Origin of the sequence: Anaerosolibacter sp. (assembly GCF_029240175.1) — a bacterium.
Taxonomy (GTDB): domain Bacteria; phylum Bacillota; class Clostridia; order Peptostreptococcales; family Thermotaleaceae; genus Anaerosolibacter.
In genome coordinates this window covers 16,696-39,924 of sequence record NZ_JARBTM010000007.1, presented here as the reverse complement: position 1 = coordinate 39,924, position 23,229 = coordinate 16,696, and the positions used below count along the sequence as shown (strand labels likewise).

General features: G+C 36.4%; 25 protein-coding genes. 24 read left to right on the top strand and 1 reads right to left on the bottom strand.

Annotated features, from left to right (window positions below):
• The first annotated feature begins 49 nt into the window (after positions 1 to 49).
• The 15 genes from nusB (at position 50) to K0R93_RS06645 (ending at position 15,071) form a co-directional block, all read left to right on the top strand.
• Complete coding sequence (gene nusB, locus K0R93_RS06715; protein WP_300299261.1) at positions 50 to 448, top strand: transcription antitermination factor NusB; 399 nt, start codon at positions 50 to 52, stop codon at positions 446 to 448.
• 6 nt (positions 449 to 454) lie between these two features.
• A complete protein-coding gene (locus K0R93_RS06710; RefSeq protein ID WP_300299259.1) occupies positions 455 to 1,396 on the top strand; it encodes an O-sialoglycoprotein endopeptidase in 942 nt (313 codons plus the stop codon).
• A 22-nt stretch (positions 1,397 to 1,418) separates the two neighbouring features.
• Positions 1,419 to 2,264, top strand: coding sequence for a bifunctional methylenetetrahydrofolate dehydrogenase/methenyltetrahydrofolate cyclohydrolase FolD (gene folD, locus K0R93_RS06705; protein ID WP_300299257.1), 846 nt, complete (start codon positions 1,419 to 1,421; stop codon positions 2,262 to 2,264).
• Positions 2,261 to 3,502 (top strand): exodeoxyribonuclease VII large subunit, encoded by a 1,242-nt coding sequence (xseA, locus tag K0R93_RS06700; protein ID WP_300299255.1) that lies wholly within the window; start codon positions 2,261 to 2,263, stop codon positions 3,500 to 3,502. The genes folD and xseA overlap by 4 nt, the downstream gene beginning before the upstream one ends.
• Positions 3,477 to 3,749, top strand: a complete 273-nt coding sequence (locus K0R93_RS06695; RefSeq protein ID WP_300299253.1) for an exodeoxyribonuclease VII small subunit — start codon at positions 3,477 to 3,479, stop codon at positions 3,747 to 3,749. The genes xseA and K0R93_RS06695 overlap by 26 nt, the downstream gene beginning before the upstream one ends.
• Positions 3,739 to 4,629, top strand: a complete 891-nt coding sequence (locus K0R93_RS06690; protein ID WP_300299251.1) for a polyprenyl synthetase family protein — start codon at positions 3,739 to 3,741, stop codon at positions 4,627 to 4,629. The genes K0R93_RS06695 and K0R93_RS06690 overlap by 11 nt, the downstream gene beginning before the upstream one ends.
• A 17-nt stretch (positions 4,630 to 4,646) precedes the next feature.
• Complete coding sequence (locus K0R93_RS06685) at positions 4,647 to 5,090, top strand: divergent PAP2 family protein (protein ID WP_330685064.1); 444 nt, start codon at positions 4,647 to 4,649, stop codon at positions 5,088 to 5,090.
• A gap of 585 nt (positions 5,091 to 5,675) precedes the next feature.
• Entirely contained in the window at positions 5,676 to 6,320 is a 645-nt protein-coding gene (locus K0R93_RS06680; RefSeq protein ID WP_300299249.1) for a hypothetical protein, read from the top strand.
• The gene (gene dxs / locus K0R93_RS06675; RefSeq protein ID WP_300299247.1) at positions 6,313 to 8,193 is read left to right on the top strand and encodes a 1-deoxy-D-xylulose-5-phosphate synthase; all 1,881 of its coding nucleotides are present in this window, start codon (positions 6,313 to 6,315) and stop codon (positions 8,191 to 8,193) included. The genes K0R93_RS06680 and dxs overlap by 8 nt, the downstream gene beginning before the upstream one ends.
• Before the next feature lie 12 nt (positions 8,194 to 8,205).
• Complete coding sequence (locus tag K0R93_RS06670) at positions 8,206 to 9,018, top strand: TlyA family RNA methyltransferase (RefSeq protein ID WP_300299245.1); 813 nt, start codon at positions 8,206 to 8,208, stop codon at positions 9,016 to 9,018.
• Between the two features lie 194 nt (positions 9,019 to 9,212).
• Positions 9,213 to 9,662, top strand: a complete 450-nt coding sequence (locus K0R93_RS06665; protein WP_300299243.1) for an arginine repressor — start codon at positions 9,213 to 9,215, stop codon at positions 9,660 to 9,662.
• Between the two features lie 14 nt (positions 9,663 to 9,676).
• The gene (gene recN / locus K0R93_RS06660; protein WP_300299241.1) at positions 9,677 to 11,410 is read left to right on the top strand and encodes a DNA repair protein RecN; all 1,734 of its coding nucleotides are present in this window, start codon (positions 9,677 to 9,679) and stop codon (positions 11,408 to 11,410) included.
• A gap of 243 nt (positions 11,411 to 11,653) precedes the next feature.
• The gene (spoIVB, locus tag K0R93_RS06655; protein WP_300299239.1) at positions 11,654 to 12,967 is read left to right on the top strand and encodes a SpoIVB peptidase; all 1,314 of its coding nucleotides are present in this window, start codon (positions 11,654 to 11,656) and stop codon (positions 12,965 to 12,967) included.
• A gap of 164 nt (positions 12,968 to 13,131) precedes the next feature.
• Entirely contained in the window at positions 13,132 to 13,944 is an 813-nt protein-coding gene (gene spo0A / locus K0R93_RS06650) for a sporulation transcription factor Spo0A (protein WP_300299237.1), read from the top strand.
• A gap of 581 nt (positions 13,945 to 14,525) precedes the next feature.
• Positions 14,526 to 15,071: a site-specific integrase gene (locus K0R93_RS06645; protein WP_300299235.1), complete on the top strand. Its 546-nt coding sequence runs from the start codon at positions 14,526 to 14,528 to the stop codon at positions 15,069 to 15,071.
• Between the two features lie 130 nt (positions 15,072 to 15,201).
• Here K0R93_RS06645 and K0R93_RS06640 read toward each other — a convergent pair whose 3' ends face one another.
• Positions 15,202 to 15,381, bottom strand: coding sequence for a hypothetical protein (locus tag K0R93_RS06640; protein ID WP_300299233.1), 180 nt, complete (start codon positions 15,379 to 15,381; stop codon positions 15,202 to 15,204).
• A gap of 393 nt (positions 15,382 to 15,774) precedes the next feature.
• Between K0R93_RS06640 and steA the strand changes: the two genes are divergently transcribed.
• From steA to xerD, 9 genes are all read left to right on the top strand, one after another.
• The gene (steA, locus tag K0R93_RS06635; RefSeq protein WP_300299231.1) at positions 15,775 to 16,896 is read left to right on the top strand and encodes a putative cytokinetic ring protein SteA; all 1,122 of its coding nucleotides are present in this window, start codon (positions 15,775 to 15,777) and stop codon (positions 16,894 to 16,896) included.
• Between the two features lie 15 nt (positions 16,897 to 16,911).
• The gene (locus K0R93_RS06630; protein ID WP_300299229.1) at positions 16,912 to 17,799 is read left to right on the top strand and encodes a copper transporter; all 888 of its coding nucleotides are present in this window, start codon (positions 16,912 to 16,914) and stop codon (positions 17,797 to 17,799) included.
• An 11-nt stretch (positions 17,800 to 17,810) separates the two neighbouring features.
• Complete coding sequence (locus K0R93_RS06625; protein WP_300299227.1) at positions 17,811 to 18,491, top strand: glycosyltransferase family 2 protein; 681 nt, start codon at positions 17,811 to 17,813, stop codon at positions 18,489 to 18,491.
• A gap of 4 nt (positions 18,492 to 18,495) precedes the next feature.
• The gene (locus K0R93_RS06620; RefSeq protein WP_300299225.1) at positions 18,496 to 19,308 is read left to right on the top strand and encodes a glycosyl transferase; all 813 of its coding nucleotides are present in this window, start codon (positions 18,496 to 18,498) and stop codon (positions 19,306 to 19,308) included.
• Between the two features lie 88 nt (positions 19,309 to 19,396).
• Positions 19,397 to 20,494, top strand: a complete 1,098-nt coding sequence (locus tag K0R93_RS06615) for a DUF3866 family protein (RefSeq protein ID WP_300299223.1) — start codon at positions 19,397 to 19,399, stop codon at positions 20,492 to 20,494.
• Between the two features lie 172 nt (positions 20,495 to 20,666).
• Positions 20,667 to 21,215, top strand: coding sequence for an NUDIX hydrolase (locus K0R93_RS06610; RefSeq protein ID WP_300299221.1), 549 nt, complete (start codon positions 20,667 to 20,669; stop codon positions 21,213 to 21,215).
• A 91-nt stretch (positions 21,216 to 21,306) separates the two neighbouring features.
• Complete coding sequence (gene spoIIM, locus K0R93_RS06605) at positions 21,307 to 21,942, top strand: stage II sporulation protein M (protein WP_300299219.1); 636 nt, start codon at positions 21,307 to 21,309, stop codon at positions 21,940 to 21,942.
• 17 nt (positions 21,943 to 21,959) lie between these two features.
• Positions 21,960 to 22,202 carry a hypothetical protein gene (locus K0R93_RS06600; protein WP_300299217.1) on the top strand — a complete coding sequence of 81 codons (243 nt, stop codon included), beginning with the start codon at positions 21,960 to 21,962 and terminating at the stop codon, positions 22,200 to 22,202.
• Positions 22,203 to 22,278: 76 nt separating this feature from the next.
• Positions 22,279 to 23,166 (top strand): site-specific tyrosine recombinase XerD, encoded by an 888-nt coding sequence (xerD, locus tag K0R93_RS06595; protein ID WP_300299215.1) that lies wholly within the window; start codon positions 22,279 to 22,281, stop codon positions 23,164 to 23,166.
• The last annotated feature ends 63 nt before the right edge of the window (positions 23,167 to 23,229 follow it).

Below are 23,229 nucleotides of genomic sequence, written 5' to 3'. Positions count from 1 at the left end.
AAAAGAGTATAATTTGAATGCAAAGATTGATACAACTAGGAGGAAATATATGAGTAGAAAATTTGCCAGAGAAATGGCTATGAAATTGATCTATCAGATGGATATGCATGGAGAGTTTTCCGATACAATGATCCACCGTTTTATTAATGAACTGCCAGAAGATAAACAGGAGAATGACTATATTCAAAATATTGTAGGTATATATATATCCCACAAGAATGAAATAGATCAAATTATAGATGATCATGCCATAGATTGGAAGATAGATAGAATGCCAAAAGTTGATGCTGCAATACTTCGTCTTGCCATTGCAGAAATCAAGTATCGTGAGGATATACCTGAAAGCGTATCAATCAATGAAGCTGTAGAATTAGCGAAGCAATATAGCACAGATCATTCAGGTGGATTCATTAATGGTATATTGGGAAGCTTTGTGGAAAAGAAGTGATTTCATATGGGGCCATATTATTTAGGAATTGACACCAGTAATTATACAACGTCCGTAGCGGTAGTAGATGCTGCGGGTTCATTGATATATGAAAAAAGAAAATTGCTAGAGGTTAAACAAGGAGAGAGGGGATTAAGACAATCGGATGCCCTCTTTCAGCATGTTATGACGATGCCTGAATTATTTGACGATATTTCTAAACATGTAGCTGCCAGCAAAATCAAAAAGATTGTTGTCAGCAGCAGACCTCGCCCTGTGGAGGGTTCTTATATGCCAGTCTTTCGGGCTGGTCAATCCTATGGTAAAGTATTGGCTGCAACCCTCAATTGCAGTTATCAGGAATTTAGTCATCAAGAAAATCATATAAAAGCAGCAGAATGGTCAGCAGGTGTGAATTTAAATAATCATTTCATTGGGATCCACATCTCTGGGGGGACCACTGAAGTCTTAAAAATTGAAAAAAATCAGAGGGCTGGTTATGATATTATGGAAATTGGGGGTGCAAAGGATATCAGTATTGGCCAGTTGATTGATCGGGTAGGTGTAAGATTAGGCCTCTCCTTTCCAGCCGGTAAAGCCTTGGATCAAATGGCTTTACACAACAAATCCTTTGACTTTAAGCTCCCTATATCAGTTAAGGGCACCTATATGAACTTATCTGGGCCTGAAACCAAGGCAATGGGTGCAATTTCACAAGGGGGAAATCCCCATGAAATTGCTTGGGCCACATTTCAATGCATCGCTAAATCCTTAGAAGCAGCCATTTTAAATGCATGTCAAAATACGGTGCTCCATCAAGTGATCATTGTCGGAGGGGTGGCTTCTAGCGGCTATATTAGAGATTTTCTTCGTGATTCTCATAAACTTAAGGGTATAGACATATATTATGGGGATTCAAAATATTGCACAGATCATGCTGTGGGAACAGCTCTATTAGGAATAGACTAATTTTTATAGAAAGGGTGATTCCATGAAAGCAAAAATACTAGATGGAAAGAAGATTGCAAAAGAAATCAAGGAGAAGCTGGCGCGAGAGATCGAAGCCCTCCATAATAGCAGCGGCATTGTTCCAGGACTAGCTGTGGTTATTGCAGGAGCTGATGATGCTTCTCTTGTTTATGTGGACATGAAGGAAAAAGCATGTTCTGCCGTTGGCATGTATTCTAAGTCTTTTCGTCTCCCTTCTACAGTAACCCAATCTGAAATTTTAAACATTATCGATCAGTTAAATCATGATGAGCAAATTCATGGCATACTCATTCAACTGCCCTTGCCCGAAGGTATTGATGAAAAAGTGATAAGCAATAGAATTCATCCTGAAAAGGATATAGACGGATTTCATCCAGTAAATAATGGAAAACTTTTTTTGGGTGAAGATAGCTTGGCGCCATGCACACCTTTAGGGATCATTGAATTGATAAAGCATACGGGCATAGATATCTCAGGAAAGCATGCTGTGGTAATCGGCAGGAGTAATATTGTCGGTAAACCAGCTGGGATGCTGCTCTTACGAGAAAATGCCACAGTTACGCTATGTCATTCAAAAACCAAGGACTTGACTTCAGTTTTGAAGACAGCAGATATTATCGTATCAGCTGCAGGAATTCCAAATCTCGTAAGAGGAGATATGATCAAAGAAGATGCCATCGTAATAGATGCTGGTACAAGAGTTGTTGACAATAAATTGGTGGGTGATGTAAACTACAATGAGGCTGTAATGGTTGCCTCATGGATTACGCCTGTGCCTGGCGGGGTTGGTCCTATGACCATCGCTATGCTCTTACAAAACACCTTGAAGGCGGCGCTTAAAAAATGAAGCTTCGAACCCTAAGTGTTTCCGAATTGAATAAGTACATTAAGAGAATTATTAGTGCTGATCCTATTCTAAACAATATTCATCTGAAAGGTGAAGTCTCTAATTTTAAAATTCATCATAGCGGTCACGCGTATTTTTCTTTGAAAGATGATCGGAGCAAAATTAACTGCATCATGTTTAAGGATGATGTGCACAAGGTGAAATACAGGGTTACAGAAGGGTTAAATGTAATTGTAAAAGGGTATGTTTCAACCTATGAACGGGACGGACAATATCAGCTCTATGTTCATGAAATAGAGCCTGAAGGCATTGGCTCCCTCTACCTCGCCCTGCAGCAGTTAAAGGACAAACTTGAGAAAGAAGGCCTATTTGATAGAACATATAAAAGAACGATTCCTTCTTTTCCTAGAAAAATTGCTGTGATCACATCTTTGACTGGGGCAGCAATTCGCGATATTTTATCGGTTATTCAGCGGAGAAATCCTACTGTTCATGTGGTTATCGTACCCGTGACTGTCCAGGGTGAAACAGCAGGCGCTGAAATATCCCAAGCCATCGGGATGGTGAATCATCGTACAGATATTGATACCATCATTTTGGGAAGAGGTGGTGGGTCTATTGAAGAACTATGGGCTTTCAATGAGGAGATCGTAGTTCGAAGCATCTTTTCCTCACAAATCCCCATTATATCAGCAGTAGGCCATGAGAGTGATTACACCATAAGCGATCTTGTTGCAGACCTGAGAGCACCAACACCTTCTGCAGCAGCAGAACTAGCTGTACCTGTTTATATGGATCTAAAGAATCGTGTAGACACGTATATTTATCATATACATTTGGCCCTTGAAAAATATCTAACAGAAAAGCGAAATCGATTGGAAAGGTCTGATGTGCTTCAACTGGAGCGCAGACTGAAAAACAAACTTCGTGAAGATAGGCAGCACCTAGACATGGTTTTAAATAATTTGCATGTTCAGGCGAATCGCTTGATAGATAAAAACAAAAGTATTTTAGTTGGCTATGGCCATAAACTGGATGTACTAAATCCCTTTGCCACTTTAAGAAGGGGATATTCTATAACATTGCATCCTATAAATCGTAAAGCAATAACATCCGTTGAAAAGATCACTGTGGGTGACGATATAAATATTATGTTAACTGATGGTGAAATAGTTTGCAAAGTAGCCGATGTAGTTAGGGAGGAACAGGAATTTGAAAACACAGAAGACAAACAATGATAAACCAGATTTATCCTTTGAGGAAGCTATGTCTCGTTTGGATGAAATCGTAAAAATATTGGATGAGGGTAAACTTTCTTTAGATGATACTTTGGTTTTATATGAAGAGGGAATCAATCTTTACAGACGATGCAGTAACCTACTAGATAAGACGGAACAGCGGGTAAGTATATTAGGGAAGAATGATTCAGGAAAATATGAAGAATTTCAATACAAGGATCTTGAGGTGGATAAAAATGGACTTTAAAAATCTACTCCATAAAAAAGCAGAACAAATTGATCTTGCCCTTGAGGAAATTCTCCCAAAAGAAATAGGCCATCAAGACATTATTTTTCAATCTATGCGTTACAGTGTTTTTGCTGGTGGAAAGCGACTGCGTCCAATCCTTATGCTTGCCGCATCTGATTTTGTTGGGGGAAATGAAAAGGATGTTCTTCCTTTTTGCTGCGCTATAGAAATGATTCATACGTACTCTTTGATTCATGACGATCTACCTGCCATGGATAACGATGATTTTCGCAGGGGAAAGCTTACAAACCATAAAGTTTATGGAGAAGGAATTGCAGTACTTGCCGGTGATGGACTGCTAAACTATGCTTATGAAATTATGCTGAAATCCATTCTTCAAGGTGGTGCTGATTCAAAACGAAAGATTATGGCCATGGAAGAAATCACTAGAGCAGCAGGTATCTACGGCATGATCGGCGGCCAAGTTGTAGATTTGGCTTCTGAAAACAAGCAAATTGACGGGGAGACCCTAGACTATATTCATAATCATAAAACTGCAGCCTTGATTATCGCTGCCATCAGAGCCGGAGCAATCATCGGTGGTGCAGATGACCATACATTGAAATGCTTAACAGAGTATGGCAAGTGTATTGGATTAGGTTTTCAGATAACCGATGATTTATTGGATATCTTCGGCAATGAGGAAAAGCTAGGCAAAAAGATTGGAAGCGATATTGAAAACAATAAATCCACCTATCCATCTATTCATGGCATTGACCAATCTATTGCTAAGGTCAATGAACTATTTCACAGAAGCTTAGCAGTGCTTCAAGAATTCGATACAAAGTCTGCATTCTTTATGGAACTAGCAGATTATCTCGTAAAACGTGATTATTAGGTAAAGGAGGGAGAAAAGTGCACTTTTTCGAACTAATCATGAAAAATGATGTTTTTATCGTTGGACTCATTGCTTGGTTTATCGCTCAGGCGTTAAAAGTTATCCATAGCTTGATAAAGGATAAGAGATTAAATCTTTACCGGTTTGTTGGTTCTGGTGGTATGCCTAGCTCCCACTCATCTCTCGTCATGGGAATATCTACAGCAGTAGGCATTAAAAGTGGCTGGGACTCCGTTGCCTATGCTATTGCACTCTCTTTTTCGCTTATCATCATGTATGATGCTTCGGGCGTAAGAAGAGCAGTTGGCAAACAAGCCATTATTTTGAACAAAATGATTGAGGATCGTCATAAACACAAGCCCATTGGTGAACAGCGATTAAAAGAGTTAATCGGTCATACACCTGTTGAAGTTTTCGCTGGCGCTCTCTTGGGAATTGTGATAGCGAATATGCTTATTTGAATTAACTGCTGACGCCCAGTCGGGGGTCGGTGCTGGGAGTAAGGTGATGGGGGCGATCCACAATGGCATGTGGGCGATGACCCTCTTACCGTGGAGACCAAAGAGATGACCGATGGTCAGGTCTTTGGATAAACCTGCATAGTGGTTCCAATGCATTTTGGTTGTGTGCTACATGCAGCGTAGCCTGCCTTGAGTGGGATTTGGCGGATAATAGGTAACAGGCATTATGCTTATCGGCCAATAAGTATAATGTTATTGCTATTCGAAACCTTTTCTGCAAAAGAGGCTAAGAAATAGTTTGACTGTCGAGGAAAACTCCTAGACTGTTCCTTTAGAAGCATATTGGGGATTACAGTGCGGACTAAGTGGTAATCTAGTCTTATCTCTGGCAACAAGGTAAAAATAGATTTGAAGGGAAACCGCTGATTTGGCGACAAACCAGTATCTATTTGGGAAAGCCTACTAGACCTAAGCCGCAAAATTTACTCAATATGCTGCCACTTGATATACTGAACTCCCAGGCTGATAGCATTTGCTATCAGCCTTTATAGAGATAAACTAATCTAATTTGTGGGTGGATATAATATGAAAGAGCAATCTGGGGAAGCACCCCATCGAAGAAAACAAATGGGTAAGTCTTGGATTCGTTTATATAATTCAAAATGGGTAATACTCATAACAGTATGGACTTTCTTTCTAGCAATGGCCATGAGCTTTGTTTCTGATACAATATTGAGAAGTGTAAACCTGATTCTAGCATTTATCATACTTGTCACGATTGTATTTATAGGAATTTTTTTTGATCTCATCGGTATTGCAGTAGCTTCAGCCAGGGAGACGCCTTTTCACTCTATGGCTGCAAATAAGATTGCTGGTGCAAAGCACGCTGTAACTTTGGTGAGGAATGCTGGACCTGTAGCTAATTTTTGTAATGATGTCATCGGTGACATTTGCGGCATAGTAAGCGGCGCAGCTGGTGCTATATTGATATTAAAACTAAGCGATGTCAGTCAAATCAATATATCCCTCCTCGCCATCCTTGTAAGTGGTGCTGTAGCTGCAGTAACCGTCGGCGGTAAAGCTATTGCAAAGGAAATTGCCCTGAGAAAATCTAAAGAAATTGTTTTTTCGGTGGGAAAAGTACTATATTTCCTTCATTCAAAATTCAAAATAAATATTTTACCCAATAAAAAACGAAGTATAAAACATGAGAGAAAGAGAGATGAGTAATGTGAATGGCTTGATCTCAAAAATTGATTCACCTGCTGATCTAAAAAAAATGAGTAATAATGAACTTCAGGAACTCGGTAAAGAGGTTAGAAATTTTTTGATTGAAAGTGTTTCCAAAACAGGTGGTCACTTGGCTTCAAATCTAGGTGTAGTTGAACTAACAATTGCGATTCATCGTGTCTTTAACAGCCCCAAGGACAAAGTTATATGGGATGTTGGCCATCAGGCTTATGTACATAAACTTTTTACCGGAAGAAAGCATTTGTTTCACTCTTTAAGAAAACATAAAGGTATGAGTGGCTTTCCAAAACGATGTGAGAGTGAACATGATGCGTTTGAGACAGGCCACAGCAGCACCTCTATTTCTGCTGGATTGGGGATGGCAAAAGCAAGAGACATCTTAGGGGAGAAACATGCAGTCGTTTCTATCATTGGTGATGGTGCATTAACTGGAGGCATGGCTTTTGAAGCACTAAACCATGCAGGGCATGCAAATACAGATTTTATCGTGATACTTAACGACAATGAAATGTCTATTTCACAGAATGTTGGAGGGCTTTCAAAATATTTAAATCGTTTAAGATCTGATCCTGCCTATTTTAAAGTTAAAAATGATGTACAAAACATATTAAATAAAATTCCTGCTGTAGGTAAAGCTATGTTTAAGACAGCGGAAAAAGCTAAAGATAGTCTTAAGTACTTTTTGGTACCAGGGGTCATTTTCGAAGAATTAGGGTTTACTTATCTAGGACCTGTAAATGGTCATGATTTGAAGGAGCTAACCATTGTACTGAACCGAGCTAAAAACATACGCGGTCCTGTGTTCATACATGTACTCACCAAAAAGGGCAAAGGCTATGATTTTGCGGAAAAAAACCCTGACAAATTTCATGGTGTCAATCCTTTTAAGATCGAAACAGGTAAGGCTATCGCTGCACAATCGCGAGAAGGCTATTCCTCCGTATTTGGGAAAACTCTTTGCAATCTTGCGAAAGAAAATGAAAAAATTGTTGGAATTACAGCAGCCATGCCTTCAGGTACAGGTTTAAGTGAGTTTGCATCCATGTATCCTGAACGTTTTTTTGATGTTGGTATCGCAGAGCAGCATGCGGTTACCTTTGCTGCCGGCTTAGCTGCCAAGGGACTGCGACCCGTGTTTGCAGTTTATTCGACCTTTTTACAGCGAGCCTATGACCAAATTATCCATGATGTCTGTCTTCAGAATTTACCCGTACTGTTTTGTATAGATCGTGGAGGATTGGTAGGCAATGATGGGGAAACCCATCATGGTATTTTTGATTTTTCCTTTTTATCTCATGTCCCTAATATAGTGATCATGGCCCCAAAAGATGGCAAGGAACTTCAAGCAATGATGGAATTTTCTTTTAGCCACGATGGTCCGTCTGCAATTCGTTACCCTAGGGGTGAAAGCGATGATTTTTCAGAGATATCAGCAAATTATCAAATAGATTCACTGAAGGCTGAGACCCTTTTAAAGGGTAAGGACATCTGCATATTGGCTATAGGAAATATGGTCCGGACAGCTTATGAGGCAGCTTTACGACTGCAAAAAGACAATATAAATTGTACTGTCGTTAATGCTAGATTTGTAAAACCTTTGGATGAGGAAAGCATCTTAACTGAAGCTTCCGCTTGTGCCCATGTCATTACCTTAGAAGATAATCTGATAAAGGGTGGATTTGGGAGTCAAGTTTTGGAATTATTAAATGAAAATAAGATTTACAGAAACTTCAAGTTACTTGGTTTTCCAGATCAATTTATAGAGCATGGCGACAATGAAGACTTGTTTAAGCTCTATGGTTTGGATGTTGATGGCGTTGTCAGCCATGTTCGCGAGATGCTTGGAAAATAGGAGAGAAAAATAATGGGCGAAAAAAATAGAATTGATGTTGTACTCGTTGAAAAAGGCATATTTGATTCCCGAGAAAAGGCAAGAACTTCTATTATGGCAGGCCTTGTATTTGTCAATAACCACAGGGTCGACAAGTGTGGTACAAAAATTGATACTGATGCTGAAATAGAAGTAAAAGGTAAGGCTATCCCTTATGTTAGCAGAGGGGGATTAAAGCTTGCAAAAGCAATTCAACAGTTTAACATTGATTTGAAGGATAAAGTTGCCTTAGATATTGGTGCTTCCACTGGTGGATTTACAGACTGTATGCTCCAAAATCAAGCAAAAAAAGTGTATGCCATCGATGTAGGATATGGTCAGCTGGCTTGGAGTCTAAGACAAGACCCACGGGTTGTTGTCATGGAACGCACAAATATACGACATGTAAGCAAAGACAGCTTCCATGAAACGGTAGATTTTGCTTCAATTGATGTTTCATTTATTTCTTTGAGATTGGTTTTACCGGTTGTTAAGGAGCTTCTAAAAACAGGCGGTGAAATTGTGTGTTTAATTAAGCCACAATTTGAGGCGGGAAGAGAAAAGGTTGGAAAGAAAGGTGTAGTGAAAGATATTCAGGTTCATAAAGAGGTCATTCTTAAGATCCTTACTTTTGCCAAAGAAAACAACTTTTCTATAAAAGGGTTATCTTACTCACCAATCAAGGGACCTGAAGGAAATATCGAATATCTAGCCTATCTGACCAGTGATGATACTAGTATAGAGTATTCCACTGATACTGATCAACTCATAGAACAGGTTGTTCATCAATCCCATAGTCAACTGTAATAAGAGATAGCCAGCTTGGTTATCTTTTATTATATACTGGACTGGAAATATTAATGAAATGTATAAAAATTTTTTTTGATGAATAAAGGATAAACTAGAACAATGTAGAATAATGTTAGTGAGTGCTAATTATGTAGTATTATATGAATTTATTTATTTACATAATGAAAATTTAATATTTTAGGAGGTTTAGCATGAAATATTCTAGACATGCGAAGATACTTGAAATCATTGAGAATAATGAAATTGAAACCCAAGAAGATCTGGCAGATTTTTTGAAGAAAAGCGGCATTAATGTAACCCAGGCAACCGTTTCCAGAGATATTAAAGAGCTTCGTCTCATTAAAGTTCTTTCCAAGAGCGGCCGTTATAAGTATGCTTCATTAAAGCAACAGGAAAGCGCTATCTCTGATCGTTTGGTGAAAATTTTTAAGGATTCTATATTATCAATTGACAGCGCTGCGAATTTTGTTGTATTAAAGACCCTTTCTGGGGCTGCCAATGCTGCTGCTGCTGCAGTAGATGCATTGGATATAAAGGAGATTGTAGGCACTATTGCCGGGGATGACACAATTTTTATACTTATTCGTGACCAAGAATATGCCGGGTTAGTGGTCGATAAATTTAAGAAGCTCATAAAGTAACCGGAGGTATTAAAATGCTCTTAGATTTATATATAGAAAATTTTGCATTGATTGAAAAAATGCGTGTTAGTTTTACCAATGGTCTCAACATCTTAACGGGTGAGACTGGAGCAGGTAAATCTATATTAATCGACGCAGTAAATATGGCTATAGGGTTAAGAGCAGATAAGAATTTTATTCGAACAGGCTGTGAGAAATCAACGATTCAATTGATTTTTCAATGTAATCAGTCAGCGTTAAACGATGTTTTAAGGGATCATGGTATCGAATTTGAAAATGACCAAATTCTAATATTAACCCGAGAGCTATACATCAACGGTAGAAGTGTTTCGAGAATCAATGATAAAATAGTTACCGTTTCTTTGGTAAGAGAAATAAGCAAATACCTTATAGATATCCATGGACAGCATGAACATCAATCGCTTTTATATTCGGAAAATCATATAGATATCTTAGATTCTTTTGCTGATAAGGAAATCTATGCTTTAAAAGCTGAGATTGAAGAGAAATATCAACTCTTTAAGAATCAAGAACGAAAGCTTGCTAGTCTATATGGAAATGAAATAGAACGAGAAAGAAAAATTGATTTGCTTAGATTTCAAGTGAATGAAATAGATGCATGTAAGCTAATAAATAACGAAGAGGAGACACTATTGACAGAACGAAATTTACTGGCCAATAGTGAAAAAATACATGAAGTTGTATCTCAATCCTACGAATATTTATTTGATGGAACAGATCACAATAAATCTTTGATTGATATTCTGGGCCATATTGCCAGTGACTTTAGTCACATAAAAGACTATGACCCAACACTGGCTGATATTAGTCAGGGGCTTTATGAGATATTGTATAAGTTAGAGGATCTTACGCGAGATATTCGTCTATATCGAGATCGTATAGAATTCGATCCTCATGTTTTGAATGAAATTGAAAATAGATTAGACATTATCAATAGTTTGAAGAGGAAATATGGTAAGACCATCGATGATATTTTAAGCTATCGTCATCGCATTCATAGCGAATTGGAAGAAATACTAAATAGCGAAGAAATCATTCAATATTTACAGAAGGATATTGATCAATTAAGAGATGAACTGTTAGCCTTGAGTGAAAAACTCAGTGAAAAGCGTAAAGCAATTTCTAATGAGTTAGAGACCAAAGTAATGAAGGAATTATCCAGTTTGAACATGAAAAGTGTTACCTTCAAAGTTAATTTTTCTGTTCAGTTCGATAAAGAACATCGTCATATCTTCACAGCTAAAGGTATCGATCATATTGAATTTTTGATTTCTACAAATCCAGGTGAACCGTTAAAACCCTTATCCAAAATTGTTTCAGGTGGTGAGATGTCTAGGATCATGTTGGCCTTTAAGACAATTCTTGCTGCTGTCGACAATATACCAACGCTTATATTTGATGAGATTGATACAGGTATTAGCGGTCGTACTGCAACAATTGTTGGAGAAAAGCTGGCTTTGATTTCTTCAACCCACCAAATACTCTGTATAACTCACTTGCCACAAATTGCATTAATGGCGGATAACCATTTCTACATTGTAAAAAATAGTATTGAGGGTCACACAAAAACAAATGTAGAAAAGCTAAAAAATAATGAGCGCATTGATGAATTGGCTCGTTTGTTGGGTGGTGTTTCATTAACGCAGTTGACCATCGAACATGCTAAAGAAATGCTTGAACAAGGAAAAACTTTCAAGGAAAATTTAAAGGAAAAGATGAAAAAATAGGTTAATGAAACCTATTTTTTTTATGTAAAATTTTACTTTAATAGTACTACTTTAATGCTTAGCTAAGTGTTATTTGTTCTTAATAAGTCTTCATTGACAAGAAAACTCGACTGAAGTCTGGTCTTAATAACATTTTTTATGAAGCATAATAGACTTTAAATCAGGCTAATCTAACTATAGAAGTAAAAAAAAAATTGTGGAGGTGGAGAAAAAAATAAGGGGAAAAGAGGAGTGTGATCTTTATTGGATAAGGACAGAACAAAGCGCCTCATTTCGCTTTTCGTAGTTGCAGTTTTCATGACTGCATTTTACGTTTTTGTCTTGAATGAAATTATTCAATTTCCAACTGAACTTAGATTATTTGAAGGTGAAAGTCAATCTTTAAATGTTAAGTTTCCTTTAAAGGCAGAAAATAAACAAGATACCAACAATAGTATTCGTCTAATCAATCATGAAAAGAATAAGGATAATCAATCCATTTCCTTAAACCCAGTAAAATTAGGTAAGACAGATATACAGCTTAAGTTACTTGGTGTATTGCCAATTAAGACATTATCTGTTGAGGTAATACCTAAAGTTAAAGTGATTCCTGGTGGACAATCTATTGGCGTCAAATTAAATACAAAAGGTGTGCTTATTGTAGGCTTAGAAGAAATTGAAGGAATAGATGGAAAAAAATATAATCCTGGCTATACGGCAGGATTAAATATTGGTGATAGCATCTTGGAAATAGGCAGTGAAAAAGTTAGAGATGCTGAACATGTAACAAATTTAATCAATAACAACGGAAACAAGATGCTTCAGCTGCGAATAAAAAGAGGCGAGAAGCTGTTAGACATTAATATTCATCCAGTAAAATCTGCCGATGATGGAGAATTTCGATTGGGATTGTGGGTAAGAGATAAAACAGCTGGCGTAGGCACATTAACTTTTTATCACCCAGATTCCCAGAAATTTGGCGCCCTAGGTCATGCCATCACAGACATCGATACAGGTCTGTTATTGGCAGTCAATAGCGGGGAAGTTGTTAAGTCAAAAGTAGCTTCTGTTCAGCAAGGGAAGAAAGGAAAACCTGGTGAAATCAAAGGTATCTTTTATGAAACAACAAAACCTATTGGAAACCTAGAAAAGAATACACATTATGGGATTTATGGAAAAGCCTATGAAGATATTGAAAACCCCTTATATCATCAACCAATAGAAATTGGATTTCAACATCAGGTAAAGGAAGGGAAGGCTACTATCCTCACTACTGTTGATAGCAACGAAGTACAAGCCTATGAAATATCTATCGAAAAAGTAAATCATCAAAAAAATCCAAATGTAAAAAGTATGATTATTCGGGTAACTGATAAAAGACTTCTTGAAAAAAGCGGGGGTATTGTTCAAGGAATGAGTGGTAGTCCCATTATCCAAGATGGTAAGCTCATTGGAGCTGTGACCCATGTGTTTGTTCATGATCCTACAAAAGGATATGGTCTCTTTATTGAGTGGATGTTAAATGAATGTGGTGTAGATTTAACAAGCTACGGACAACTAGCAAATGGTAATGAATAGAAAGGGTGCCCATAAGGGCACTCTTTATTGTTAATACTTTTAAAGAATTTACATTAAAATGTTTGTTATTCTTTTCCAATAGAGAAGGAAATCTTATATCTTTGTCGAATAGTTAATTGAGAGAATATTAAAATATATATAAAGATTTTCAGGGGGGTAATTTAGTGAAAAACATTAATGTATTAATCGCAGACGATAATAAGGATTTCTGTGACATTTTGAGCGAGTATCTTGGGAAACAAGAGGATCTGGAGATTGTTGGAGTAGCAAAAGATGGTTTAGAAGCTATTGAATTAGTAGCAAAAAAATCACCAGATGTTTTGGTTTTAGATATTATTATGCCTCATTTAGATGGATTAGGAGTTCTTGAAAAGTTGAATTTAATGAATTTAGAAAAATTTCCGAAAGTTATCGTACTTTCTGCCGTTGGCCAAGATAAAATTACACAAAGAGCCATTAGCCTTGGGGCAGATTACTACGTGGTTAAACCGTTTGATTTTGAAATTTTTATCACTAGAATTAGACAATTGATGGGTAATAATGCTGCTTCTTCCGTATCAGAAAGAAAGAAAAACTATAGTGATTTGATGTTAAATACTTCTGTATCAGGTCCCCATAAAAATAGAACGCTCGAGGCAGAAATTACAAATATCATCCATGAAATTGGTGTGCCAGCTCACATCAAAGGATATCTATATTTGAGAGAAGCAATCACTATGGTTGTTGAAAACATCGAAATGTTAAGTGCTGTAACAAAAGAACTTTATCCTTCCATTGCGAAGAAGTTCAATACCACACCAAGTAGAGTGGAAAGAGCCATCCGACATGCCATTGAAGTTGCATGGAGCAGAGGAAAAGTGGATACTATCAATAATCTATTTGGTTATACAGTACATAATGATAAAGGCAAGCCAACAAATAGCGAATTTATTGCCATGGTTGCAGACAAGCTTAGAATAGAGCAAAAAGCGGTATAGGTGAGTTAATGCATTGATGCAAACTGTTGTAAAATTTTTAAATCGTTCTAATGATTGCTATTAACCCTATAAACTGTTTCTTATTAAACCTATAAACACCTCAAATCTATTGGTTATCATAATCAATATTTTTGGAGGTGTTTTTTGCATAAAATTGACCAGGTTAGCGTTCATACTGAAATTTTTTAGAATCTTATGGCATTCCATTCGATTACCCATACAAATAGTACCTTTGAGTAATGAATACAATTACCAATTTTTAGGTTGCGCTATTAATGTAATCACTCTCTTTTCAGAAGCCACAAAATCGATTGTAGGCCATTTATTTTGCATATTGGTAGTATACCTATACCCCACAGCAAATAAGACATTAAACAGAGTATATAAGGGTCTATCGAAATTCGAAGGTCAATGTAACAAAATAGTTATTGTGTTACATTGATCCTTGCGTCTGATCCGTTGAAAATTCAACATATCTATCTAAGCCTTATAAACAAAAGTAACATAATGTATTTGACTTTAACATTGAATGTAATATATTATTGAGTAGTATCATACCAGCATGTTAAAGGGGACAATACATGAAAACAGTACAGCCAATTAGGGATAAAAACAAAATTGAAGAAATGAAAAATGAATTATTGAAGTTAGGGTATAAGAATTATCTATTGTTCGTGGTAGGAATAAATACTGGCTTAAGGATAAGCGATATATTAAGTCTGAGGGTATATCATATACGAAAAAGAACCCATATAACCATAAAGGAAAAAAAGACTGGAAAAGAAAAACGCTTTTTAATAAATCATCAGTTAAAGAGGGATTTTGAAAAATATATATTCAATATGCAAGACACGGAATATGTTTTTAAAAGTAGGAAGGGGCATAATAGTCCGATATCAAGAGTACAAGCATACAGAATACTCAATAAAGCTTCGGACATTGTGGGCCTAGAGGAAATTGGAACCCATACCTTAAGGAAAACATTCGGATATTGGCATTATCAGATATATAAGGATGTGGCCATCCTTCAGGAGATTTTTAATCATTCGTCACCAAGCATTACACTAAGATACATAGGCATTAATCAAGATATTAAAGACAAGACCATTGAAGATTTCTACTTATAGTAAATCATAATACTTTGTTATACTGTACATAACGAAAAAACCAAGTCATCAAGCAGAGCACAGAAAACACCTTAAAGTTTTCGGTTTGAAGCCAGAAGCTTTAAGGTGTTTTTATGCTTTGGGATTGCTTTTATAAAGTTTGAACCACTAATTCATGGGTCATTTTATCCGTAAGCGTCAGATTTAAATCTTCCACAGCATAATGCTTGATCATTGCTATTTGAATAGGTATTGGAACCCTTTCCTTTTTTAATCTTTTTGAGAAATCTATCAGCAGACCTAATTTTATACGAAACATCATGATGCTCATGTGGTAACCTCCTATTTTTTCTACTAAAGAATTCGTAGGGCATTCAATTTTTAGGTAATATAAATTATTCCTTATTATTCCTCTAATGCCATATTTTATTAGTATTATAATAGTCTTATATAACTTACTTTTTTACATTAGTTGACTATACTAATATTACGTATACCATTTGATGGAACTTTAGACGGATTGTTCCGTCTAAAAAACTAAAAAGATGTTATTAATTGGTAAACTTCTTATTAAAATATCTAAAAACTGTTTATAATAGTCCATAATGCTTATCTGTTTATCATGGCTGTTGTATTATCTTGTACAATAGTGTAAAATGTTATAGGTTTATAAGGTTATTATTTCTGTGTAGTATTCACGAATGCTGATATGCTGGAGGTTATTATGATTATAAAGTCCATTGCAAGGAAGGATAGGAAAACAAAAGAGCTGGTTAATCGGTTGAATACTGGTGAAATAGCGGTCATCAACCATAAAGATATTGATGAAGTAGCTGCCAATTGTTTGGTCGATTGTAAACCTAAGCTCATTATCAATGCGGATCAATCGATTAGTGGTCGCTATCCCAATCTTGGTCCCAATGTTTTACAAAATGCTGGTATTCCCATATTAGATTATGTAGGCTTGAAAGTCTTTGAAATGATTCAGGAAGATGATATTTTGGAGATTATCGATGAAGAAATATATCGTAATGGTGAACTCCTTGGAAAGGGCCAGCTTTTAACAGAAGAACTTATTCAACTAAAACTAGCAGAAACCGAAAAAAACTTTGAACACGAACTTGAAAAATTTATTGAAAATACTTTGGATTATGCCAAGAAAGAAAAAGAATTTATCCTAGGCAGTTTAAAACTCCCTGAAATAAAAACCGTTTTTCAAGGCAGACATGTTCTTGTAGTTGTCAGAGGTCAAAATTATAAGGAAGACTTACATGCAATTAAATCCTATATTGATGAATTTAACCCTATTTTGATCGGTGTTGACGGTGGTGGTGATGCTTTGCTAGAGTTCGGCTATACTCCTGACATGATCGTTGGAGATATGGACAGTGTTTCAGACAAATGTCTTCTTTTATGTAAGGAAATCGTGGTGCATGCGTATCCTGATGGTAGAGCGCCTGGACTGACGAGGGTTGAATCATTGAATAGAACGGCTGTTGTTTTCCCGGCTCCAGGCACCAGTGAAGATATTGCAATGCTTCTTGCTTTTGATAAAGGTGCCGATTTGATTGTAGCTGTAGGCACTCATTCTAACATGGTAGATTTTTTAGAAAAAGGTAGGAAAGGAATGGCAAGTACCTTTCTTGTTCGACTTAAAGTTGGTTCAAAACTAATTGATGCCAAAGGCGTAAACAAGCTTTATAAAGAAAGTGTCAAAATAAAACATCTCGTAGGTCTTCTAATTGGTGCGATGATTCCAATCTTTATCGTTGGAATTATGGCTCCATCTGTTCAACAATTACTAAAACTTCTTCAAATCAAGCTGAAGTTTATTTTTGGAATGTAGATTAGGGGGTATAAAATGATCATTAATTTAAAATATTATGTTATCACCATCGTGGCTATTTTCTTAGCGATCGGCATAGGTATATTTATAGGAATCATGCTAGATGGACAGGAACTTATTGTTGAGCAGCAACAGCAGCTTGTTAGTCAACTTGAGAGTAAATTTGGCGATTTTAAAGCAAAACAAGATGAACAACAGCAGCGCATTGATTTCCTAAATGCTGAGAGAGAAAAAAATCTTAGATTTATAGATACTGCTTACCCTGAAATGGCTGCTAATAAATTAAAAGGTTTAGATGTTCTTATCCTTGAAACCAGTGAGGATTATGCTTACTCTGGCATTAGTGAACCTTTTAAGCTTGCAGGTGTACAAAGTGTGACCAATATTTTGATAAAAGACTCCTTTTTCTTAGCAGATGATGTTACCGCTCAGGAAGTAGCTGCAACCCTGCAATTAAAAGGTAGTTCTAAAGAAGAAATCCAAAAACAATTAATAAGAAGCTTTACCAATGCATTGGTTAAAGGTGATAATATCCATCTTTTGGAGTATCTAAACGAGCAAAAAATGATTGATTACCCAGAAGGAGTTTCCTTCCCTGTTGATCATATAGTAATTGCTGGTGGAAGCTCTACGGATGAGAAGGGTATTTTAAATTCACTAGAAGTACCTATGATTAATATAATTAAAGCCAGCAATATCCCTGTCATGGCAGTAGAAAAACTTAACGTAGGATTTTCCAATATCCCAGATTATAAAAAACTAAGAATTTCTACAGTAGATAATGTTGACACTATTATAGGAAAAATTTCTATGCTTATGGTCGTTAGCGGTCAAGAAGGCCATTTTGGCGAGAAAGAAACGGCTGAACAGCTACTGCCCGAAGAATTTATTACTGTGGAATAGGAGATGAGCTTGTGTCAAAAAACATTACTGTTATTTTACCTGCAAAGGATGAAGCTGATAGAATAGGCACAACGATTGAAGCTGTAAAATCATCAGCATTTGTAAATAGAATAATTGTCATTGATGATGGTTCCGCAGATCAAACATATCAGACTGCCGAAAACATGGGGGTCGAAACGTATCGTCTCTCAAAAAATTTTGGAAAAGGTTATGCAGTGAATTATGGCATAAGTAAGTCTATCCATAATAGTGAAATTATTGTGTTATTAGACGCTGATCTGGGAGATTCAGCCAGAGAGGTTGATAAACTCATTTATCCTGTTCTTCATAATGAAGCTGATGTAACCATTGCAAAATTTCCTCAAGCTCAGCGTAAAGGTGGTTTTGGTTTGGTTAAGAATTTGGCCAGATATGGTGTCCACTACCATACAGGACAAATGATTTATACCTCTTTATCCGGACAACGGGCCTTTAAATCAGATGTATTAGAACAATTGGGGAAATTTCCATTGGATTACGGTATCGAAATAGGCATGACCATTGATATCTTAAGAAAAGGTTATAAGATTAAAGAAGTGGAAGTAAATATGACCCATCGAGAAACTGGAAGAGATATGGCAGGTTTTCTACACCGTGGCAAGCAATTTTATCAAATATTTAAGGTTTTATTAAGGAAAGGGAGAAAGGAATGAATTCATGATTAGGGTAGTACTATTTTTGATTGCTTCATATGCCTTTACTATGGTGATCATCCCATTCTTTTTAAGTCTTCTTATGGATGCCCAGTGCTTAAGAAAGAATTATAGAGATGAATCTATTCCAGTATGTATGGGCCTAATTTTTGTACCTGCTACTGTGTTTATCGTTTTTTTATCTGTTATATTTGTTGGAAAAGGAAATATAAACCAATTGCTTATTTTGCTGGTAGGCGCACTATCTATGGGACTAGCTGGATTGGTTGATGATCTATTAGGCAATCGATCTGTTTCGGGACTAAAAGGTCACTTAAAGGCTATGCTTCATGGAAAGCTGACTACCGGTGGATTTAAAGCTGCCTTTGGGGGCGTAATTGCCCTACTTGTCAGTATGCTTCACGGGTATAGTCCTTTGAATATTTTTATAAATACTTTGCTGGTCGCACTATTTACAAATTTTATCAATCTTCTTGATTTAAGACCGGGAAGGGCGATCAAAGGATTTTCTATAAGTGCACTGTTTATACTATTTTTCACCTTTTCCCCTGTACACCATCTTTTTTTGGTTGCACTGCTAGGATCAGCCTTGGCGTATTTCCCTTATGATTTAAAAGCAAAAGCAATGATGGGAGATACGGGATCTAATATTTTAGGAATTTCCCTTGGTATTGCCAGTATTTATTCAGGCTTTGCTGTAAGGGTTGGTTTCCTATGTTTCTTAATCGCAATCCATCTATATGCTGAAAAATATTCGTTAACTACTTCGATTGAAAAGAATAAACTACTTCGATATATAGATTCATTAGGTAGATAATGAATCTATATATGAAACGATGAAGATCCTTAATTTAATTGAACTAGGCTAGGGAAGCAAAACCACATATCCAGAAAGAGGTTTCACTATGATGAATATAAAGTATGGAAGAGTAACGGAAGTAATTATTAAAAGGCAAAACATCACAGAGGTCTATGTCGTGGTTGAAGAAAAGAAGCAGAAGGCCATTAACTATAATCATCTAACCGGTGAGATTCAAATTGGCGATTCGGTTCTCTTGAATACCACTGCAATTGATTTAGCACTTGGAACTGGCGGATATCACTTTATTATATGTAATCTTAATCATCCTGAAAAGGCTACAGACGGCAGCGGACATATTATGAAGTTACGGTATACACCTTATCAACTGAAGGTTTTAGCAGCAGAAGAACAAGATAGCGAGCATCATCAAGTTTTTCATGATTTTGAATCTTTATATAACATGCCTGTGATCATCGGTACTTTACATAGCATGCTTGCTCCTGTTGTTGAAACACTTCTAGCTCTCGATAATACGATACGTATCGCTTATGTTATGACGGATGGTGCAGCATTGCCGCTGGCTCTCAGTAACTTAGTTTATGATTTAAGGACTAGTAATAAATTATGTGGAACAGTGACCATAGGCCATGCTTTTGGTGGTGACCTTGAATGCGTCAATATATATAATGGTCTTATCGCCGCAAAGGAGATTTTAAAAGCGGACATCACGATTGTTACCATGGGGCCAGGCATTGTTGGCACTGGTACAAAATATGGATTTACAGGGATTGAGCAAGGCAACATCATTGATGCTGTTACTAATTTGGGCGGTACACCTATTGCTATACCCCGTATCAGTTTTGCTGATCAACGGCCGCGTCATCAGGGAATCAGCCATCATTCTATTACAGTACTCGATATGATATGTAAAACGCCTGCCATTGTTGGAATTCCTATTTTCGATGATACAAAGCACCAATGTATCAAGAACCAGTTGAACCAAACGATGATTGAACAAAAGCATCAAGTTATTTTTAAGAAAAGTGATGATATTCAAGATTTTCTTGTAGCCTCACCTATAAAGATGAAAACCATGGGTAGAGGTCTAGACCAAGAAATGGAGTTTTTTACAACTGCAGGTCTTTCTGCAAAACTAGCTAATGAGCTTCTAACTGGGCGTCTATGTAAGCTTGTACGGTAGGATATGTATTAGATAAGTCTTCTAATACTTCTAATAAGTCTGATATTTTACCAATGAAATATACCTGCTTTTTTGATATAATTGTATACATCTATTCACAACACCTTTCATCGATTATTTATAATAGCCTATGACTTGTCCTTAAAAAATATGTTTGTTTGGAGGCGAAAAAATGACTCTTCGTGAAAACACAATTAATTCTAAGCGGATTTATGAAGGCAGGATCATCTCGTTACGAGTAGACACAGTTGAATTACCTGACAAGAAATACTCAACAAGAGAAATTATTGAGCACCCTGGCGCTGCTGTGGTTGTACCTATCACCAGTGAAGGGAAAATCATTATGGTAAAGCAATTTAGAAAGCCTGTGGAAGATTTTTTGCTCGAAGTTCCAGCAGGTAAATTGGATAAGGGAGAAGACCCGCTGCTTTGTGCTCATAGGGAATTGAAAGAGGAGACCGGTTATACAAGCGCCAATATGCAGCACCTATTTACTTTCTTTTCTTCACCTGGCTTTGCCAATGAGACAATGCATCTATTTTTAGCCAGAGATTTAACGGTAGGTGAAGCTGTTCCTGATGAAGATGAATACATTGAAATTGAAATGCATGACCTCGATCAACTTATTCATATGGTTTTCAACGGAGAGATTAAGGATGCCAAGAGTATTATTGCAATATTAGCTGTAAAGCAGTTTTTGCAATCAACACCAGATCTTTAAGGCTTTTGGACAAAATCCTTCGTAGTGTCATAATATCCCCTCGTCCAGCATACTATTTTATATGAAGTGGACAGGAAAAGGGGGTATTTTTTTGTTTAGAAAAATGCGTGAGATTGCAGGCAGACATATTCAAGGCAATCTTGTTATATACTTTATTGTTATTATGTTCTTACTTATTGGGATTTCAGCAGGTGCTTTTACTGTCAAGGCACTGTCAGATGTACAAAAACAGGAACTCATAGGTTATCTTCGCAGCTTCTTTCAGTTTATCAATGAAAATAGCTACGATACTTTTTCTATATTAAAGCAGTCATTATTAAACAATATACAAACAGGGGTACTGATTTGGCTCCTTGGTATTACCATTGTAGGAATTCCTTTTATACTACTATTAATCGCTTTGAGAGGGTTCATTATTGGCTTCACCGTTGGATTTCTTGTAGAGCAAATGGGTATTCAAGGCTTGTTTTTTGCGTTATGTGCTATTTTGCCCCAGAATATACTCATTATCCCATGTTTTATTTCTATTGCAGTGATAGGCATAAGTTTCTCTTTAATGATTATCAAAAATAAACTTATGAAAACGTACAAGACAGATATGATGAGACAGTTTGTCATTTATAGCACGATCATTGCATGTTTGTTTAGTATTATTCTATTAGGTGCACTTGTGGAGGCTTACATTACACCTATTTTGATGAAATTTGTTTCTAGCTATATGCAATAATGGAGGTAAATGTACATATGAGACAACAACTGTTTAAATCAAGCAATGTATATCATCTATGTATTGGGATTTTAGTCATTGCACTCATGGTATTTATTTCTACATCTACCCTATTCGATTCTTTTATGGAGCTCATTCGGCATAAGGATCAGGAGCAGTTGCCAAGAGAAAATAGTGTTTTGGTAATACAGCAATATCCTTCCAAACAGGAGATATTTAAAAATAATTTGCTGTTAATCATAAAATCAGCCTTGAAATGATAGAATTTAGAAGGAATTTTCATAAAGATGTGGAATAGTAGTTAAAGATGGATATAGAAATGAAGGGGACAAGTATATGAATATCTTGCTTGGTGCGTTTATTGATTATTTAGCAAATGTAAAAGAGTTGTCTCGAAATACTCTTGATTCATATAAAAGAGATATCTCGCAGTATATTTCTTTCTTAGATGAGAGAAATATTGATGACATACAGTATACCAATAAAACAACGATTATTACCTATTTGCTTTACATGCAGAAAAACGGTAAAGCTACCTCCACGATTTCAAGAAACCTTGCTTCCATAAGATCTTTTTACCAGTTTCTTCTTAATGAAAAATATATAGACAGAGATCCTACAATCAATCTAGAGTCGCCCAAATCCGAGAAGAAGCTGCCCAGCGTATTAACCCTAAATGAGGTAGAGTTACTCTTGACCCAGCCTAACGAAGGGAATGAAAAAGGTATACGAGACAAAGCCATGTTAGAGCTTCTATATGCCACAGGAATTCGTGTATCAGAATTAGTCTCTCTTAATTATTGTGATCTCAACTTAGATATGGGCTACATAAAATGTAAGAATAGCGGTACGAAGGAAAGAATTATTCCCATCGGCAGCATGGCAAGAAAAGCAGTCGAAAGATTTATAAAGGAATGTCGATTTAGTCTCGTAAGAGATGAATCAGAACAAGCTTTGTTTGTAAATTATCATGGGACGAGACTAACCAGACAGGGTTTTTGGAAGATTATCAAAATGTATACTCAGAAAGCAAAGATCGGCAAAAAGATTACTCCCCACACATTAAGGCATTCTTTTGCGACTCATTTGCTGCAAAATGGTGCTGATTTGAGATCCGTTCAGGAGATGTTAGGTCATTCAGATATTTCTACCACTCAAATTTACACTCAGATTACTAAAAATAAGATCAAAGAGGTATACAATAAGACCCATCCAAGAGCCTAAGCGGCTCTTTATATTTTTCTTAAAAAGTGCAACAATATTCCTATAAAAGTTAAATCACTTATT

What these genes read in the sequence shown, in the direction of transcription:
- dxs (WP_300299247.1), top strand. Translation starts at nt 6,313, where the DNA reads ATGAGTAATGTGAATGGCTTGATCTCAAAAATTGATTCACCTGCTGAT.
- K0R93_RS06615 (WP_300299223.1), top strand. Translation starts at nt 19,397, where the DNA reads ATGATGAATATAAAGTATGGAAGAGTAACGGAAGTAATTATTAAAAGG.
- K0R93_RS06610 (WP_300299221.1), top strand. Translation starts at nt 20,667, where the DNA reads ATGACTCTTCGTGAAAACACAATTAATTCTAAGCGGATTTATGAAGGC.
- steA (WP_300299231.1), top strand. Translation starts at nt 15,775, where the DNA reads ATGATTATAAAGTCCATTGCAAGGAAGGATAGGAAAACAAAAGAGCTG.
- K0R93_RS06680 (WP_300299249.1), top strand. Translation starts at nt 5,676, where the DNA reads ATGAAAGAGCAATCTGGGGAAGCACCCCATCGAAGAAAACAAATGGGT.
- K0R93_RS06670 (WP_300299245.1), top strand. Translation starts at nt 8,206, where the DNA reads ATGGGCGAAAAAAATAGAATTGATGTTGTACTCGTTGAAAAAGGCATA.
- K0R93_RS06620 (WP_300299225.1), top strand. Translation starts at nt 18,496, where the DNA reads ATGATTAGGGTAGTACTATTTTTGATTGCTTCATATGCCTTTACTATG.
- K0R93_RS06645 (WP_300299235.1), top strand. Translation starts at nt 14,526, where the DNA reads ATGAAAACAGTACAGCCAATTAGGGATAAAAACAAAATTGAAGAAATG.
- xseA (WP_300299255.1), top strand. Translation starts at nt 2,261, where the DNA reads ATGAAGCTTCGAACCCTAAGTGTTTCCGAATTGAATAAGTACATTAAG.
- K0R93_RS06600 (WP_300299217.1), top strand. Translation starts at nt 21,960, where the DNA reads ATGAGACAACAACTGTTTAAATCAAGCAATGTATATCATCTATGTATT.
- K0R93_RS06640 (WP_300299233.1), bottom strand. Translation starts at nt 15,381, where the DNA reads ATGAGCATCATGATGTTTCGTATAAAATTAGGTCTGCTGATAGATTTC.
- K0R93_RS06665 (WP_300299243.1), top strand. Translation starts at nt 9,213, where the DNA reads ATGAAATATTCTAGACATGCGAAGATACTTGAAATCATTGAGAATAAT.
- K0R93_RS06710 (WP_300299259.1), top strand. Translation starts at nt 455, where the DNA reads ATGGGGCCATATTATTTAGGAATTGACACCAGTAATTATACAACGTCC.
- K0R93_RS06630 (WP_300299229.1), top strand. Translation starts at nt 16,912, where the DNA reads ATGATCATTAATTTAAAATATTATGTTATCACCATCGTGGCTATTTTC.
- folD (WP_300299257.1), top strand. Translation starts at nt 1,419, where the DNA reads ATGAAAGCAAAAATACTAGATGGAAAGAAGATTGCAAAAGAAATCAAG.
- K0R93_RS06690 (WP_300299251.1), top strand. Translation starts at nt 3,739, where the DNA reads ATGGACTTTAAAAATCTACTCCATAAAAAAGCAGAACAAATTGATCTT.
- nusB (WP_300299261.1), top strand. Translation starts at nt 50, where the DNA reads ATGAGTAGAAAATTTGCCAGAGAAATGGCTATGAAATTGATCTATCAG.
- xerD (WP_300299215.1), top strand. Translation starts at nt 22,279, where the DNA reads ATGAATATCTTGCTTGGTGCGTTTATTGATTATTTAGCAAATGTAAAA.
- recN (WP_300299241.1), top strand. Translation starts at nt 9,677, where the DNA reads ATGCTCTTAGATTTATATATAGAAAATTTTGCATTGATTGAAAAAATG.